Annotated in this window: 9 protein-coding genes; 2 read left to right on the forward strand and 7 right to left on the reverse strand. The window is 65.6% G+C overall.

Translation table 11 applies throughout. The features are described 5' to 3' along the window. Nucleotides 1–9: 9 nt before the first annotated feature. Nucleotides 10–1,497 carry a ParB/RepB/Spo0J family partition protein gene (locus AC07DS_RS17375; RefSeq protein ID WP_479146185.1) on the reverse strand — a complete coding sequence of 496 codons (1,488 nt, stop codon included), beginning with the start codon at nucleotides 1,495–1,497 and terminating at the stop codon, nucleotides 10–12. Nucleotides 1,498–2,990: 1,493 nt separating this feature from the next. Between AC07DS_RS17375 and AC07DS_RS17380 the strand changes: the two genes are divergently transcribed. Continuing rightward, on the forward strand, nucleotides 2,991–3,707 hold the full coding sequence (locus tag AC07DS_RS17380; RefSeq protein WP_479146187.1) for a hypothetical protein: 717 nt from the start codon (nucleotides 2,991–2,993) through the stop codon (nucleotides 3,705–3,707). A gap of 7 nt (nucleotides 3,708–3,714) precedes the next feature. Here the strand turns inward: AC07DS_RS17380 and AC07DS_RS17385 are convergent, their stop codons facing one another. From AC07DS_RS17385 to AC07DS_RS17400, 4 genes are all read right to left on the reverse strand, one after another. Beyond that, nucleotides 3,715–4,563 carry a DciA family protein gene (locus AC07DS_RS17385; RefSeq protein WP_479146189.1) on the reverse strand — a complete coding sequence of 283 codons (849 nt, stop codon included), beginning with the start codon at nucleotides 4,561–4,563 and terminating at the stop codon, nucleotides 3,715–3,717. Continuing rightward, a complete protein-coding gene (locus AC07DS_RS17390; protein ID WP_479146190.1) occupies nucleotides 4,560–4,985 on the reverse strand; it encodes a hypothetical protein in 426 nt (141 codons plus the stop codon). Before AC07DS_RS17390 ends, AC07DS_RS17385 begins: the two co-directional genes overlap by 4 nt. Nucleotides 4,986–6,176: 1,191 nt before the next feature. Further along, complete coding sequence (locus tag AC07DS_RS17395; RefSeq protein WP_479146191.1) at nucleotides 6,177–6,956, reverse strand: helix-turn-helix domain-containing protein; 780 nt, start codon at nucleotides 6,954–6,956, stop codon at nucleotides 6,177–6,179. Nucleotides 6,957–8,886: 1,930 nt separating this feature from the next. Then, a complete protein-coding gene (locus AC07DS_RS17400; RefSeq protein WP_479146193.1) occupies nucleotides 8,887–9,171 on the reverse strand; it encodes a helix-turn-helix domain-containing protein in 285 nt (94 codons plus the stop codon). Nucleotides 9,172–9,332: 161 nt separating this feature from the next. Between AC07DS_RS17400 and AC07DS_RS17405 the strand changes: the two genes are divergently transcribed. Then, entirely contained in the window at nucleotides 9,333–12,041 is a 2,709-nt protein-coding gene (locus AC07DS_RS17405; RefSeq protein ID WP_479146194.1) for a hypothetical protein, read from the forward strand. A 72-nt stretch (nucleotides 12,042–12,113) separates the two neighbouring features. On the opposite strand, the gene AC07DS_RS17410 is transcribed toward AC07DS_RS17405, so the two are convergent. Together AC07DS_RS17410 and AC07DS_RS17415 are read right to left on the reverse strand one after the other, a co-directional pair. Then, a complete protein-coding gene (locus tag AC07DS_RS17410; protein ID WP_479146196.1) occupies nucleotides 12,114–12,509 on the reverse strand; it encodes a hypothetical protein in 396 nt (131 codons plus the stop codon). Between the two features lie 1,189 nt (nucleotides 12,510–13,698). Continuing rightward, a complete protein-coding gene (locus tag AC07DS_RS17415) occupies nucleotides 13,699–14,448 on the reverse strand; it encodes an enoyl-CoA hydratase/isomerase family protein (RefSeq protein WP_479146197.1) in 750 nt (249 codons plus the stop codon). Nucleotides 14,449–14,468 lie beyond the last annotated feature (20 nt).

A 14,468-nucleotide genomic window follows, 5' to 3' on the forward strand; every position in this document is an offset into this window, starting at 1 on the left:
CTCCAGAGCTCAAAGTTTCGCTGACGAAATTGCCTCAAGGGCTGACTGGTATCCCGTGATGTCGTAACCAGCACCGTCGCGAAGGTGCTTCAGGTAGCCGGCGGCACGGGCGTCAAGGTGATCCCCGACGCTGCGCAAGTGCAGCTCGTCGGTTGCGAGCGCGACCGCGTACGCCATCGTAAAGACGCCGCCGTCGTCTGCCGCTTCAAGAGCTGCAACATACCTGAATCGGTTGGCGTCCGTCAGCCCGACCCGCTCTGCAATCTGCACAGCAAGGTCAAGTGCCTGCCGCGGTGCCTCAAAGAGTGCGTGCACGGCGACCCTTCGCATGGCGGCATCCGGAGCCGACCATGTGGCAGCAGACAACACCTTCGTGCAAGCCAGCAGCCGAGCGTTGACGTCTGACTCAGCGTCCGAATCAGCCTCACTCGTGGACTTCTCGGCTTCTGCAGGTTCGGAGGAGGTACGGGCAGTCGCGAGCTCGGATCCAGAGCTCTGCTGGGCCGGCACCTTGACGTCGCTGGTGCTGACAGTTGCGTCGCCGGAACCCTGTGCGGAGGCAGCGGGTTTGAGGGAGACCTGTGGTGTCGGCGTGATCTCGGGGTTCCCTGGTCCCTGCTGCTCGCTACCGCCCGGCGCGGCCTCATCCTGCTGCTCGGCAGTCTTCTCGGGAGTCCCAGCCCCGTCACCAGGGGACGATGTAGTGGGGTCCCCTTCTGGTAGCTCATGGGCCAGGTCCGGGGTGCCCCTGTTGGAGTCGGTGTCACTCGTGTCCTGGGCGGACGTCTGCGCCTTGCCCAGCAGGGAGTCGCATGCGACTTTCGCCGTGACCCCGTCCTCCTGCATCAAGGCCCAGCCTTGTTCGACCAGCTCGGATTCCTTCAAGCGGCTGACCAACGTGTAGGCCGGCTCCAAGCCGATCTTGCCTTGACGGATCGCGCGCCGCAGGGGGCCGTCCTGCAGTTCAAGGAGCTTCATGCGCTTTGAGATGTCAGAACGCCGCTTGATGGCACTCTGCTCTCCGCCGAGCTTCTCCAAGATCTGGTCGTAGGTGAGGCCTTCCTCCCGCCGGATCCGATCCAGAAGCATGGCCTCCTGAATAGGGTCCCAACCCTTGCGGAAGTTGTTCTCGCTGAGAAGGACAAAATCCCCCTTCTCCAGGAGCTTGTCGCGCAGCACGACTGGCACGCTCTCGGTGAGGGCCTTCTTGCCAAGGAGCGCTCTGTAGCGCCGCTCACCAGCCAGCAGAACCCACTCGACTGCCGGAACGAAGTCGTTCGCGTGTTCTGGGTACTTCGCGATAAAGGCGTCGGCTGAGCAGACTGCAGGGTCCTGAATCAACTCGGTGTTCTCGACGTTGTTCGTGAACTCTTCAAACTCTTCAGTCTGGTACTCCCACTCCTCGCGCAGGTTGCGGGGATTGGGGGCAATCGACTGGAGGGGAGTGAGGAAGCGCTGGCCTTCCTGCCGTCGGTTGAACTGCCCGCGAGGAGCCATGGAGGGACTGCCAGCGGCCGGTGCTCCCGCCGATGCCGCCGCGGGTGGCGGGGGCGGCGGCGGTGCGGGGGGATTGTTCTTCGTGCGGCGTGACATGCAGACTCCAAGCTCGACGTCATGTGGATCGCCAGCACCATAGCGTGTTGATCACGACGTCTGTGGCAAACCGCCCTGGCTCAGGATCACGAGCTTCGCAAAACGGGCCTACGACCTCAGTCGAGACACGGATCCTGGCGTTGCGAGTTTCGTTGACGAAACCAGGTGTGGAGTGAGGGAGGAGCCGAAGCCGGATCGCGTGAGACGTGTCCCGTCCCACGAATCGAGTCGATCGCGATCCGTCTCAACGAATCGAGTCACCGCAGGCGGCCCAGAGGCTGACGTCCTTGGATGGCCCAGTCAGCGTTCATCTCAACGATGTGTCACCTTCGGTCAACAGCTCGTGGCGACTGGATTCGGTGAGACGGGGCAGCGCGGAAGGGGCAGGGGGTTTCCGAGCCGTGTCGGTTGGTTTCGCCGACGAAACCGCAACCGCGTTGGGTGCGTGAAGCGCTTGGGGCCCGTAGGAAACAGCTTCAACGCCTGCGGTCGCAGAGACCCCGGAGGAGGAGCGGGCTGCAGCGTCCGAGGCCTATCAAGGTTTCGTTGACGAAACTGCCCTTCGCGATCGCCGGCGTCAAAGGGTGCCCCGCCTGTCGATCCGGCCACCAGGGGTAGGTGGAGTGTCCGTGTGACGTGCCGACTCAATTCCTACACTGCGTGGTCCGCTCTGGCGATGGCTGCAGGATCAAATTTTGATCTTGGGCTACCTGAGACCCTCAGTACCGCCCTTCCTAGCTCTCCGGGTCGACGTAATCTCCACTAGCCGCGGCGCTTCGGTGCTTCCGCCGGAGGTGACTGTCCAGGCCTCCCGAAGCAGTGGGAACCGCTCCTGGTCCAGCTCTTGGTTATGGAGTGACGCGTCCCCTCACCCACCCATCGCAGTGACATGCATCTGCGGCGCCCAAGTACAACAGCATCGTGAGACCGACCAACGCCTGCCGCTGACCGTGGACGGTGTGCGAGGCACCGCGAAGCAACCGGAGGTGAGTTTCGTCGACGAAACTCCGGTCGTATCACGTGCTAACCCGCGTCAGGGCAGCCGAGGAATCCTTCAAAGGGAATCGCCACATGTGGGCAGGACACAATGCTCGCCCTCTCTCGCCTGGCGAGAGAAGTTGGCCGCAACAGCGAAATCCGTTCGCGAGGTGGAAGCCTGCCTTCGTCCAACATGCGGAGGTGGGCGATGCGCGTATGCCCCAGCTCCACACGCGTCTGACCAAGAAGGACGCAATTGACCTGCGGCTTTAGCGTGTGAGGAAGAGAGGGATGGGAGAAGATTGACGGGCTTACCAGAGGCCCCGGCAACAGAGTGTTGCCCATTCTCAAGGACCATCATGGAGCAAAAGAGGCCCCCCAAGCCGCTCCGGCCCGCTACCGCGGACACCAGGCGCATCATGGCACGCTTCGAGAAGCGACACACGACAGCCGACAATCCGCGCAGGGACGAGTTCCCTGATGCGGAGTCCCCAGGAGCCGAACTTGCTGTCGTGCTCTTCGCGCGCAACCACAAGAGGGCGCTCCCGCGCCTTGCTCGGCGCGCAGAGGCCATCGACCGCCTGATCCTCATCCAACAGCTCCGCCTGCTACTCGATCGCGAGGAACTAGCTGCGCTCCAGGACGGGACTGAGGCCGGTGCCACGTGGAGGCAGTTGGGGGATCCATTCGGCATCACCACAAAGAACGGCACGGTCCAGCGCATGCAACGACTCCGGGTTGCTGTGGAACTCGGACCCTCAGCTCTGCGAGCACCGCACGTACTGAGGGCGCACGAGAGAGGCGAGGCCGAGACCGAGGACAGCCGCAGCAACTGGGTTGAGCTGAACCACGAACGGGTCCGTGGAGCCTCCGCCGAACTCCTCCTCCACCGGGCAGCACTGACCACCGACGACGATGCCGACGAGTGGCTCGATGACCTGGCGGACTTGCTTGATGAACCGGTGACCCCGACCTGCGAGGCCAGCATCATCACCCATCTCCGGTTCGCCGCAGAGGAGATCGATCGGGTTTCCGAGGAGGCCGGCCAGGGGCCTGCGCACTCGCCTGAAGCTGCGGCGGCGCTGAAGGCCGTGCGCGGTCTGATCGGCGGGTACAGACGCCGAAGCGCCCCGTAAAGCTGAATCACTTGGCCGGCTTCCTCTCCGAGCGCTCGGCCCGAGCCCGGGCCAGAGCGAGTCGGTGCGTCCGATCCGCCTGCCACCGCCGCATAGCCTCTGAACTCGGCTGAGGAGGCTCCGGCGGCTCCGGGGCACGCAGCGTGTTGCGTGTCGCAGCGAATGGATCAGATCCCCCATCATCCTCGTCCACTTGCGGCAGTCGTAGGGCACGCAGCGCCTCCCGGATGCGGAGGTACTCAGCAGAACCTGGCCGCTGCACAGACCCGGGTGCGGCCGCGAGGGAGCAGAGCGCCTCAGGGACGTCCGCTGACGGGGGCGTCTCTATGCAGGCCGCTGCCCGAGTGTCCGGCAGGAGCACCTTCAGCCCTCTCACCTGATCACCCGCAGCCTCGGTAAGGACCGCCAGCAGTTGCCGCTCACGAAGCCGAATATGTGCCGCAGCCGCCCGGGTCAGCGGCCGCAGGACTAGAAGACGCTGTTGTGAGTCGAAGCCAGCAACAAGCGCGTGCTCCTGGAGCGCGGGGAACAACTCTGCCCAGAGATCCCGGACCCGCTCGCCAGCGAGGTCGTCCAACCAGCCGTAGCTGGTCGCCAGGGCACCCACCGCCGCGCCCAGGCCGATGGGCTCACGTCCGCTATCGGCTCGCGACGAACGCTGAGGTCGCCTGCGCGTAGCAACTGGTGGAGCGGACCGGGCGGCAGTGGCCCATCGGCGCAACGCCATTCGGGCCAAGTCAGGGCCGCTGGAGGACGTACTGCTCTGTTCGTGGATTGGTGCCTCTGCCGGGCCTGCGCTGGAGGGCCCAGCTGCGTCGTCGCCAGGGGCAAGTGGCGATGTCGCTGTGCCAGTCATGACGCCCCGGCCCCGCTGGTGCTGGCCAGCGCTGCCTCGAACGCAAGGGCGGTGGCATCCCAGTCACCTTCGGGGACCGGCAGGCTCGGGTCTGTCGACCGCGGGGCATCAGGATCGAGTACATCCAACCCGCGATGAACCTGCTGCAGGGCGAGCTTGGCTCGGCCTTGGCGGATGCCGTCGGCTACGAGGGACACGAGCTTGCTTGGCAGATGCTGCCTGTCGCTCAGGTAGCCGTAGTCAGCCTGACGGTTGCGCCTGGACCTTGCAGAGACGCGGTCGGCCTCGACGGCACGTCGACGACCTGCCTCAGTCGGCCAGATGACGGTGGCGCCCTGCAGCCGACGGGCGAGAAAACCGGAAGGGCGGGTGACGCGTTCCGGCGAGGTCTGGAGATTGAGCCAAGCCACGATCTCGTCCACCGTCCAGCCGGCATCTGCAACCGCACCGACAACCCAGGCGATGCGGGGGAGCGAGGCACGGTGCAGCCAGGGGACACGCTCGATGAGCTGAGTTGCCAGTCGGAAGCGTCGACGTACTGGGGAGCCTGATGAGCGTGGAACGTTCTGCGGTGCTGTGGGGATGGTTCTCTTCAGAGGGGTACTAGTAAGTCCCGCAGAAGAAGATCTACCTGTAGTACCTCCCATTGGGGTGCACGGCCCGCGGCGACGGCGGAGCCAGCGCTTCGCCGTCGTCCCCAGCTTTCCCAATTGCTTGCGCCCAGGCTCCGAGCAGCCGGTCACGCGCCGCTCGAACCCGAGGCCCGTCGTAATGACACCAACAGCGCGATCGAAGGCAGGAGGGATGGACCGGCGGAACTCCGACGCCAACGGGGACATCCCTCGCCGACGAGTCCCCTTGACCACATAGACCAGCAGACCGGTCTCTCGAAGGCAGCTGAGGTGGTACTGGACGCAGCGACGCGAGCGGTTCAGCCGACGCATCAGGTACTCCACCCCGGGCCGGCAAGGAGTCAGCTCGGCGAGCACCACGGCAAGTTGCACGGTGAGGTCGTTGAAGCGCGGGTGAAGGCCCGCGGTGCGGGCCCACAGAACGGTCTGCATCCACGCGTAGGGCGAGCGGGCATCCCGACACGGGCTCTGCGCGAGCCACTGGGAAGGCTCTGCGATGCCGTGGTCGAGGCTGATCGGGGCAACTGTGACACCTGGTGTCCCACCTGCTCTCTGGATTTCCTGAGGTTGGGCAGGGAAAGGGTGACAAGGGGCAGCACTCTGCTGCATAGTGATGTTCACCTGATTCGAGTCGGGATCAGGGCAGCACGAAGCCCCGCCGGGCGCGTACTGCATTTGAGGTGAAGTTCGCCTGTTAGTCCGGTTCGCACCCGGACGTCAGGACTCGCGCGGTCGGCAAACCGCGCGATGGCATGGGGCCTGCGATCTCACAAGAGGTGCTCGCAACACCGAAGTGAGGGTGCAGGTCGGCGGATCGAGCGTCTCGCAAACGCCGGCCGCCACACAGCGGTTACATGAGCCGCCACCTCCCAACTGCCACGTGGAAGGATCCCCTGAGCCCCGCACCAGACGGGGACATCTCGCTACCTGACTCCAGGTGCACAACGCCCAGGTCGCGGAGCCCGGATGTCGGTCGAGGACTCATGCGCACACCAGTTCCACGTGGCGCTGAGGAGATGCCGGAGCGAGGGAGCGCGTGGCTTCACGCAGAAGCCGCCCATAGGACACGTTCCGCGGACCCTCCACGGGCACCAACAGGCTGACGGCACCGATGATTGGGCTCACGAACTCGGGTGTCGTCCCAGACTGCGGAGGGACCGCGGCAGAGACCCAGTTCCAGCCCGGAAGCGGCGCGGCAGAGCGTGCAACACCGGTCTGTCGGATCATCCTGAGCTCGGGCTGGTCGGCATCCGGCCCGGCCAAGTGCGCCAGGATGACGCGGCCAGGCGCATCCGACTCGAGCGGTGCCTCTCGCAGTGCGGAAGCCCCGGCCGGATCGCGCAGCACAGCACGGCGAAGCGCCAGAGACTCGCCCATCAGGTCAGTGCAGACCCGGGTCGCGCCGAGCGACAAGAACGCGTGGAACATGACCACTTCTCCGGTCTCCGCGTGAAGTGACTCAAGAACGCTCTGCACTTCCGCAGTGCCTGAGACCGGCGCGATCAGGCTTTGACCACGGTGGATCTGCAGAGCGAGCGGCACCAGTTCGTAGTGGCCGTACAGACCGGGGGAGCGGCGGACGAGGCCAGCCTCAATGAGCTGCTGCAGGCGTCGGTACACCAGCCGGCGTGGCAGGCCGCACACCTCAACGATGTCCCGTGGTTGGTGAGGGCCGTGTCCGAGCTGGATCAGGGCACGCAGAACCCCGTAGGTCCGCTCGACGGCGCTGTGCTGAGAGGAGACCAGCTGGCCGACGGACATCGAATGCAACCCCCTTGCATTAGATCCTGTGGCGGTGCGGAGGTTGTGCCCGTCATACCTCGTAACAGCCTGAGAACTGATCAGTACCTGACGTGAATGGGAGCTGACCAGGAAGTTCAACTTCCGGTGGAGGTCGACGGCGTGTTGCCACAGGGGCAAAATGACGGAAAGAGTGGCTCTGACCTGTGGAAATGACGGTCGAGGGCCGATCTGTACCAACTTGAAATTTTCCCGAATGTATGTCGACACATCGTCACGAGCCGAGAAGGCCCTCACGAAGCCTTCACAGGGATGACATCCAGGTCAGGAGCAGAGGACGCAGCCGACGCGGCGTCACGACGGGGCAGAGATGCCCGCTCCCAGAGGTCTAGCCCGATGACATTGGGGCACTCGGGCCCCAATCCTCCTTCTCGGGCCAGTTCGTCAAGTCCGGTATGTATCTCCATACGCGAAATTCCCCCTACACCAGCATCCGGAAGTTCCGGTAGCGGACGGTAGAAAGATCAGGACGACTGAGAAAAGCTCAAAGGGCGAGACTGCTCCCGGCTCAAGCCAGGTTTTGGTCTGCAGCCGCCAGGTGGTGAGGCGCAAGGTCAGTGCCCGGACCGCGCGCCACACCACCGTTCTGCCTGTCCGCACTCCTGAAAAGGGTGCCCAGCTGTCTCCAAGGGCCCGCGCTGTCCACGAGTGCGATGCGGCCACCGTTCCCGACGTACGCTCACGTAGACCACGAAACTGCACGGAACCAAGCTCTGGCTGCATGAGCCCCCGGCCCCACCAGGTAGCCCGAAGAGGGCAACAGAGTCAGCAAGATCCGGGCGAGATGCCAGCCTCCGCAGTAGCACCAGCGCAGCCTTCGTCATCACATCAATAGGTGGCTGGCGTCCTGCCCTGGAGGCCTTGCTCCACGACGCGGTGCGCCTGTAGGTGCGACTCAACGCGCTAGGCGACGAGAGCAACGACGAGGCCGGAGAGATGGATACCGTCGCTCCAAAGAGTAGACGGGCCCGGTGATTGGCGAATGTGCGGGCAGCCTTGGAGAACGGGTCCAGGCGTCAGAGAAGGAGAAGTCGGCGGCGCGGCGGGCAGCCGCCGCGTTGTAGAGCTTGACGGTCGCGGTTCATCGCGCCGGCGGTCACCGGATCCGCGACGAGTCCGACCGGGGCTCCGAGATGCGCACGACCTGCCGCGCCCGCGTACGCGCGCCAGACGTCGTTGATGACGCACCCATCTATACAGCGACGTCCGACTGCGCGCCTGCAGGCAGTCCGCGGGCGGTGGCAGCCAGGTCGCGGGAAGTGGTCCCCAGACGATAGCTATCGCAAGCGAAGGCGACGTGTGGGTAGGCGACGTGGAGGGACATGAGGACGCGGTTCATGTAGCCGCGCGAGCGGTGCTCTACGACGTTGGTCGTCTCCCTGACCTGAGCCAGGTCTACCGGGTCTGCCAGGCGTGAGCTGTGTGTTGGCGGTGTTTCACGATCGATGTGTCCAGCCAGCAGATGCGGAAGAGCTGCTCGATACCGGCGTCACCACGAGGCCGTGAGTCGGGTCGGACATCCTCGCGACATGGTTCCTCCGGGGGCGGGTCTCTCCTGTGGCGGCTCGCATCCCGGCAGCGCGGAGGGATCTGCGGAGGTGGGAGGAGTGATGGTAGCGGAGCAGCTGTTGAAGTGAGGGTCCAGGTGGCCGTGTGTGGCCGTGATCCAGACAGGTTGGAAGTGATAGCACGGCAGAACGGCAGTCGGCGCGGGCTTCTGACCGCAACGGTGGCCGGAGTCCGGCCACCGGGCCGTCGGCGCCGAGGAACAGACAGGGGCAGCCCCGGTGCGGTCGGCGCCGTGCAGCCGTCGTGGTGCCGGGCCGCGCACACCGCTGTCGATCCCGACCACCCGGAGCGAACAGCCAAGCTACCTCGGTAGGCCGTCCCGTCACCTGGCGGGCGGCTGAGGATGACTGAGCCGGCTGTCCAGATCGGCGAAGAGTTCTCCCATGTCGACACCCAGTGCGTCAGCGAGAGCGAACACCTTGTCCAGCGACACGTTGCGGCGACCGCCTTCGACACCTACGTAGGTGACGCGGTTCATGCCGGCCGCCTCGGCAAGTTGGGCCTGCGACAGTCCCGCTCGATTGCGCAGGTCCTTGAGGCGCTTTCCGAACGCCTGACGTCGCGCCAGAACGGCGGGGTCAGCGGTGTCATCAGGCGCTTTCGGCATGAGCAAACCGTATCCGACCTTAACCCTGTTGCCTATAAGCGACATGCAATGTAGCTTATAGGCAACACCAATTATGGTTGCCGAGCGCCGGTGATGGATGACCGCCATTCCCCTCCGACCGTCCGTGCATCAGCAGCGGCGCCCACCCTGGGAGTACCCTTGTGACCGAAAACCTTCCAGCCGCGCGCCAGACCGGGCCCGCCCAAGATCCGGCTGCAGAGATCGCCCAGCTGACCGCGGAGCTCGCCCGACTGGGCGCCGAGGCGCAGCGACTGGCCGCCGCAACGAAGCCTGAATCCGACCCGGGAAGCGCACTCGTTCCGGCCGCTGGCCAGCACGCAGTCGAGGCCAAAGCCAGCATGGTCCGGCACCTGGCCCGCCTGCAGCGCCTGCAAGAAGACATCAACAGGCGAAAGCGACGGCTCCGGGAGCTGATGGAAGCCCAGATGCAGGCGGCATACAGGGCCCTGGAGCCGCTGCGCGCCCAGGCCGAGCGCATGCAGGAAGGAATCGAGGCGATCACCTTCTACCTCGGCATCGAGGAGGGCATCGAGACACTCCGGGAAGGCGAACCGGCTGCGGCGGACACACCTGTGGTACTGAGGCAGCTGGTCCTCAGCGCCGATCAGGAGTGCATGGTGGCCGCCGAGAGCGGGGGCCTGGACGTCGAGGGTCTGGACGACTTCCTCGCCTGGTTGCTGGCCGATGAAAGGAACTTGGACCAGGTCCTGCCGGAGTCCAAGGGGATCGTGGCGCTGGTTCCCAGCCGCACCGAGCGCCGCTATGCGAGGGACCCCTGGTTCAACGCTGCGATGAAGGAAGCGAACGCCGCAACGTTCTTCCTGGTCCGCAACGGCGAGCGCCTCTACGCGGTGTTCAACGAACTCAAGCTCCAGCGACAGCTCTTCCCCGCTGCGGACGAATTCGCCAACCTGTTCCAGGATCACAGGGGACGCCCGCTGGAACCCGGCAGTCCCCAGTGGAAGAAGGCCGAGGAGAAGGCCGATGCCACCCGGCGCCAGTACATGAAGGTGGGACTGCTGCTGCAGGGACTGGTCGACCGAACCACCATCCTTCACCCGCACCCCAAGGAGGGACTCAACCTGCTCGACCAGGACGCCATCGACGCTGGTCGGGTGGTCCTCATCCCCGACGCCGAGGACTCCTATGCGCTCGGGGACGGCAGCGAGCAGTTCACCGAATGGCAAAGGCGCGTCAACTCACAACTGCGACCCGGAATGCGAGTCATCGTGGCCAGCAGGAGCGATGCCTTCCGCCAGCTGGCCTACGGCCGCGACGACTACGGGCACGGCCATCCCCGCCTCCACCCCGCGACTGCCGACGCCCCCAACCCCGGCACGGTATACACCATTGAGCAGCGACGTCCGGACGGCGGGCTGGTGATCCGCTACAAGCGCCCAGACGAGGTGTGGACCGATCGAGGTCTGCGGCCCGCGAGGGTTCGCGCCTCCTGCACCGTGCGGGCCGAGGATCCTTTCGTCCTGGCCTATGACGCAGCCGAACCCGACGTGCTGCGGGCCTTCCTGCGCAACCGGGTCGACCGGGTGCACTACCTGGACATGGTGCCGGTGATCAACGCCGCCGTTGCTGCCAAGGAGGAGGAGCGGGCCGCCGAGGCGCCCTTCCGGCAGATGGTGGTCGGCATGCTGATGCAGCAGTCCGGCGAGAGCTTGGCGGCGGCAGAAGAAGCTGCCGTCGGCCTGATTGACTGGTGGAAGTTCGCCAACCGGGTTCACCGCCCGCTGACCGGCCGCGGGGCCGAGGCGGACGCCAAGGCCGCCCGGGAAATCCTGGCCGAGTTCCGGCGCCGGCAGCACACCGAGCACAGCCGCGCCACCCGGGAAGTGGTGGAGGCGCTGGCCGCCAGGCACCCGGACGCGTTGCTGATCGCTCAGACTCATGCCGGTCACCTGGTCGTGCTCACTCCGCACGCGAATGGTCCGTTTGTCGCTGAGCACACCTACAACCGGCGTGGACAGGCGCGCAGCAGCAGGGACTGGGTGCTACCCGGGGCGCGGCCGAACCGGTGGACGGTCCTGCGCAGCACGTCGGAATGGGAAGGCTGGGACCGCGGCGCCGCCCTTGCCGAGCACCTGACCGGGCCGGAGCATAAGACCCTCGCCGCGGAGGCCGCCCTGCTCGCCCGCACCGAGTTCCCCGACCGGGAGGTCGTGGCCGTGACACTCCAGGGCAAGCATGCCGTCATCGCGTGGACGGTCAGCTCCTGGGGTGAGGTGGACGAGGATCACCCGGCTACCGGCAAGGCGGAAACGGTCACGCTTGAGGGGTACGGCTTCCGCTGGCAGCGAGACCGTCGTCAGCAGCCAGTTGCTGGACAGTGCACCTCGTTCGGCCAACACAATTGGGACCGGCGGGGAGACCGCCACCCTTGGGAGGCTTCGTGGGGCCAGGTCGTCAGCGTCCTGCGGCTGGACGGAGACCTTGTCCGACGAGCCGAGGCAGCGCATGCGCGCTACCAGGCGGTGGCCCGGCGCGGCGAAAAGATCCGGGACGCCGCCCGCATCGCCTACCGTACGGCGGAGTCCACCTGGAGCGAGCGCCAGGAGCAGAAGGCCTACAGCGCCTTCCTGACCGAATACGGGGAGCCGAGCCTTTGGGAAGGCCACCGCAAGACGATCAAGCTACCTCCGATGCCCGAACCTCCTGACCAGACCCGCGGTAGCTCCCGACTGCTCGGCACATCCTGGTTCACCGCTCTCGCTTCCCTGATCGAGGCCGGCGAAGAGTTGACCAACTACACCCTCGGAGAAGCACTCGAGACCCAGGGCCTGTCCAGCATCCCCGCAGCGCTGTACACCTTGCCCCTACGTCGCCCCACTGGCAGTTGAGAGAAGCGGTAACTCGGACGCGAAGCCCCGCCCATCCGGTGATTTGTGTGCCAGCTTCCCGTGCCGCGTGACTCACGGTCCCGCGAACCCGCGCGCTTCCGTCCGCGCCAGCGGCAAGCCGGCGCCCGCCAAGAAGGAGGACCTGACGGTCCGCAAGGCCACTTGGTTGATCACCCACATACGGACAAGCTCGACGAGAGCAAGGCGCTCGAGCCGAAGCAACTCCTCACTCGCTGCCCCGAACTGGATGCCGCCGACTGCGTACGCTCCTGCGCCCAGATGAAGACCGAGCGCCGCGGCAGCGACCTCGATGGCTGGATCACCCACGCCCAGAACACCGGCCTCAAGCCACTGTGCAGCCTTGCCCGCGGCCTGCGGCAGGACTTCCGAGGCGATCGCCGCTGGCGTCGCGCTGGAGTGGAGCTCGGGCGAAATCGGGGGGAACGCCAACCGGGTGAAGCGGACCAAAAGGGACGGCTATGGGCGGGCTGGCTTCGACCTCCTCCGCCGCCAGATCCTCCTCGCGGACTGAGCACCGTGATGCTCCGCGATCGGATCACAAGTAGTGGATCAGAGCCGCATACATGGCCGTTGACAGGCTTGGGCTCAGGTCGCGGTGGCACAGGACGGTCCCTGCCACAAGGTGTGGTGATTGAGGTAGACCCAGTGGGCTTCGTTGGCGGGGCCGGTGCTGAAAGCGGCGGCAGCCCCAGCTTGGTAGCGTGCTGCAGCGGTTTCGCGGTGGTGGAGGGTCGGCGTGGCCGCCCGCTGCCATTGCGTGAAGGCGCATCTGTCCAAGGGGGCTTCCGGCATTGCGGGCGTTGGCGAAACCGGCGCGGGCGAGAGCGAGCCTTCGTCCGGTGCTCGAGGTTGGTGGCGAGGTGGGAGAGGCAGACGACGATCTTGCCTCCGAGGACGCCGTCATGCTCCGCTTTGAGGGGTGCAGCGACTCTGCCTGGTAGGCCTGGCCGACGGCCGCTGGACGCGCGCGCTGAGCGGGCACCGGTCGATCCGGCCGTGACCGGCGAGGCGATCCACACAGTGCGTGCGCCGACGGGACTCGCCGGGCTCCGCTCAGAATGGGCCTCCGCTGTGACAGCCGGGCTCGGTCTCCATCAGATGCGCCCCGGAGCCGGGCCCGCCGCTGGTTCTCCTCGTCTGTCGGCGACGGCTGAATTGTGAGCCACTGCCGACGCTTGGGTTCTACTGGTCCACTTTTCAGCCGTCGCCGACACTCGTCCAGATCATTGAAGCGGACATTCTGCCCGACCGGGCTCATCGTGCCTCACCCACTGGGACGAACCAGGTGGCACCGCCGAAAGGATGGCAGTGACCAGGCAGATGGACAACCTGGGGCGGACGACCACCGGCCCGGCCGTTGCTCCAGCAGGACACCACACCTGCACGGCTGTTGGACCAGCACATCTAGCACCTGGCCCTGGAGTCCACGACGGCCCGTCGGCCGATCGCAGCAGCCACCCGGCCCGCCGCAGCGAAGAGCATCGCGTCCTCTGTTCGTGCAGGCCTTCAACCCGACGTGGGGTGAGGGCCTTTCGCGATCAGTTGCCGCAGGTGCGTGTGGCAAGGGTCATGGTGAGCAGGTGGCCGTCGCGCTCCGGTGACACCTCTGTCTGCCCGCTCGTCTAAACGATGGTGATCAGCGCCTCCGAGCCGCGGCCCGGGCAGTGATCCCTGATGCCAGCAATGGCGAGTCAAGGTAGGAACTGACTGCAAGATGGGCGGAACTGTAGGCGTTGAGCATGGCCTTGGTGGTTCGCGTCGCCTCGGGGTCGCGACGCAGGATGGGCCTGACTTCCTTCGTGACGGCAGCCTCCAGTTCCTCCAGTGGAACGACTTCATGCAGGATGTGCAGATAGCTTGCAGTCCTGGCGTCGAACGAGCGGGCAGTCAGCATCAGCTGACGGAACTTGGCCTGACCGATCTCATCAATGAGACGACCCATGAGTCCGCCCCAGGCGGGCGGCACACCGAGGCCCAGCTCCGGCATGCGGAAGCGGCAGTCATCTGCACCTACTCGGATATCGCAGAGGGCCGCGATTCCCAAACCCGCCCCAAGGAGGTCGCCGTGCACTTGCGCGATGGTCACTTTCTCGGTGCCTTTGAAGGCGTCGCACACGCGGCGAGCCTTGTTGGCAAGCGTACGGAGGGAGGCTCCTGAGGGATCTTCGTCGAGTAGTGCAAAAAGCTCGGCTCGATCACCTCCCTTGCAGAAGTGATCTCCGGCGCCGGATAGCACCATTACACGAATGGCAGGGTCGTCTTCCAGTTTTGCGAGTACGAAGAGGAGCTCATCGAGAACCAGCTCGGATATCAAGTTGCCTTCCTCGGGCCGGTTCAGTTGCACTGTAAGGACCTCGCCCTTGAGCGCAACGAGCAGCGTCTTCAAATGTTGCAGCATTTAGCATC

This window comes from Streptomyces sp. NPDC044064 (assembly GCF_056434245.1).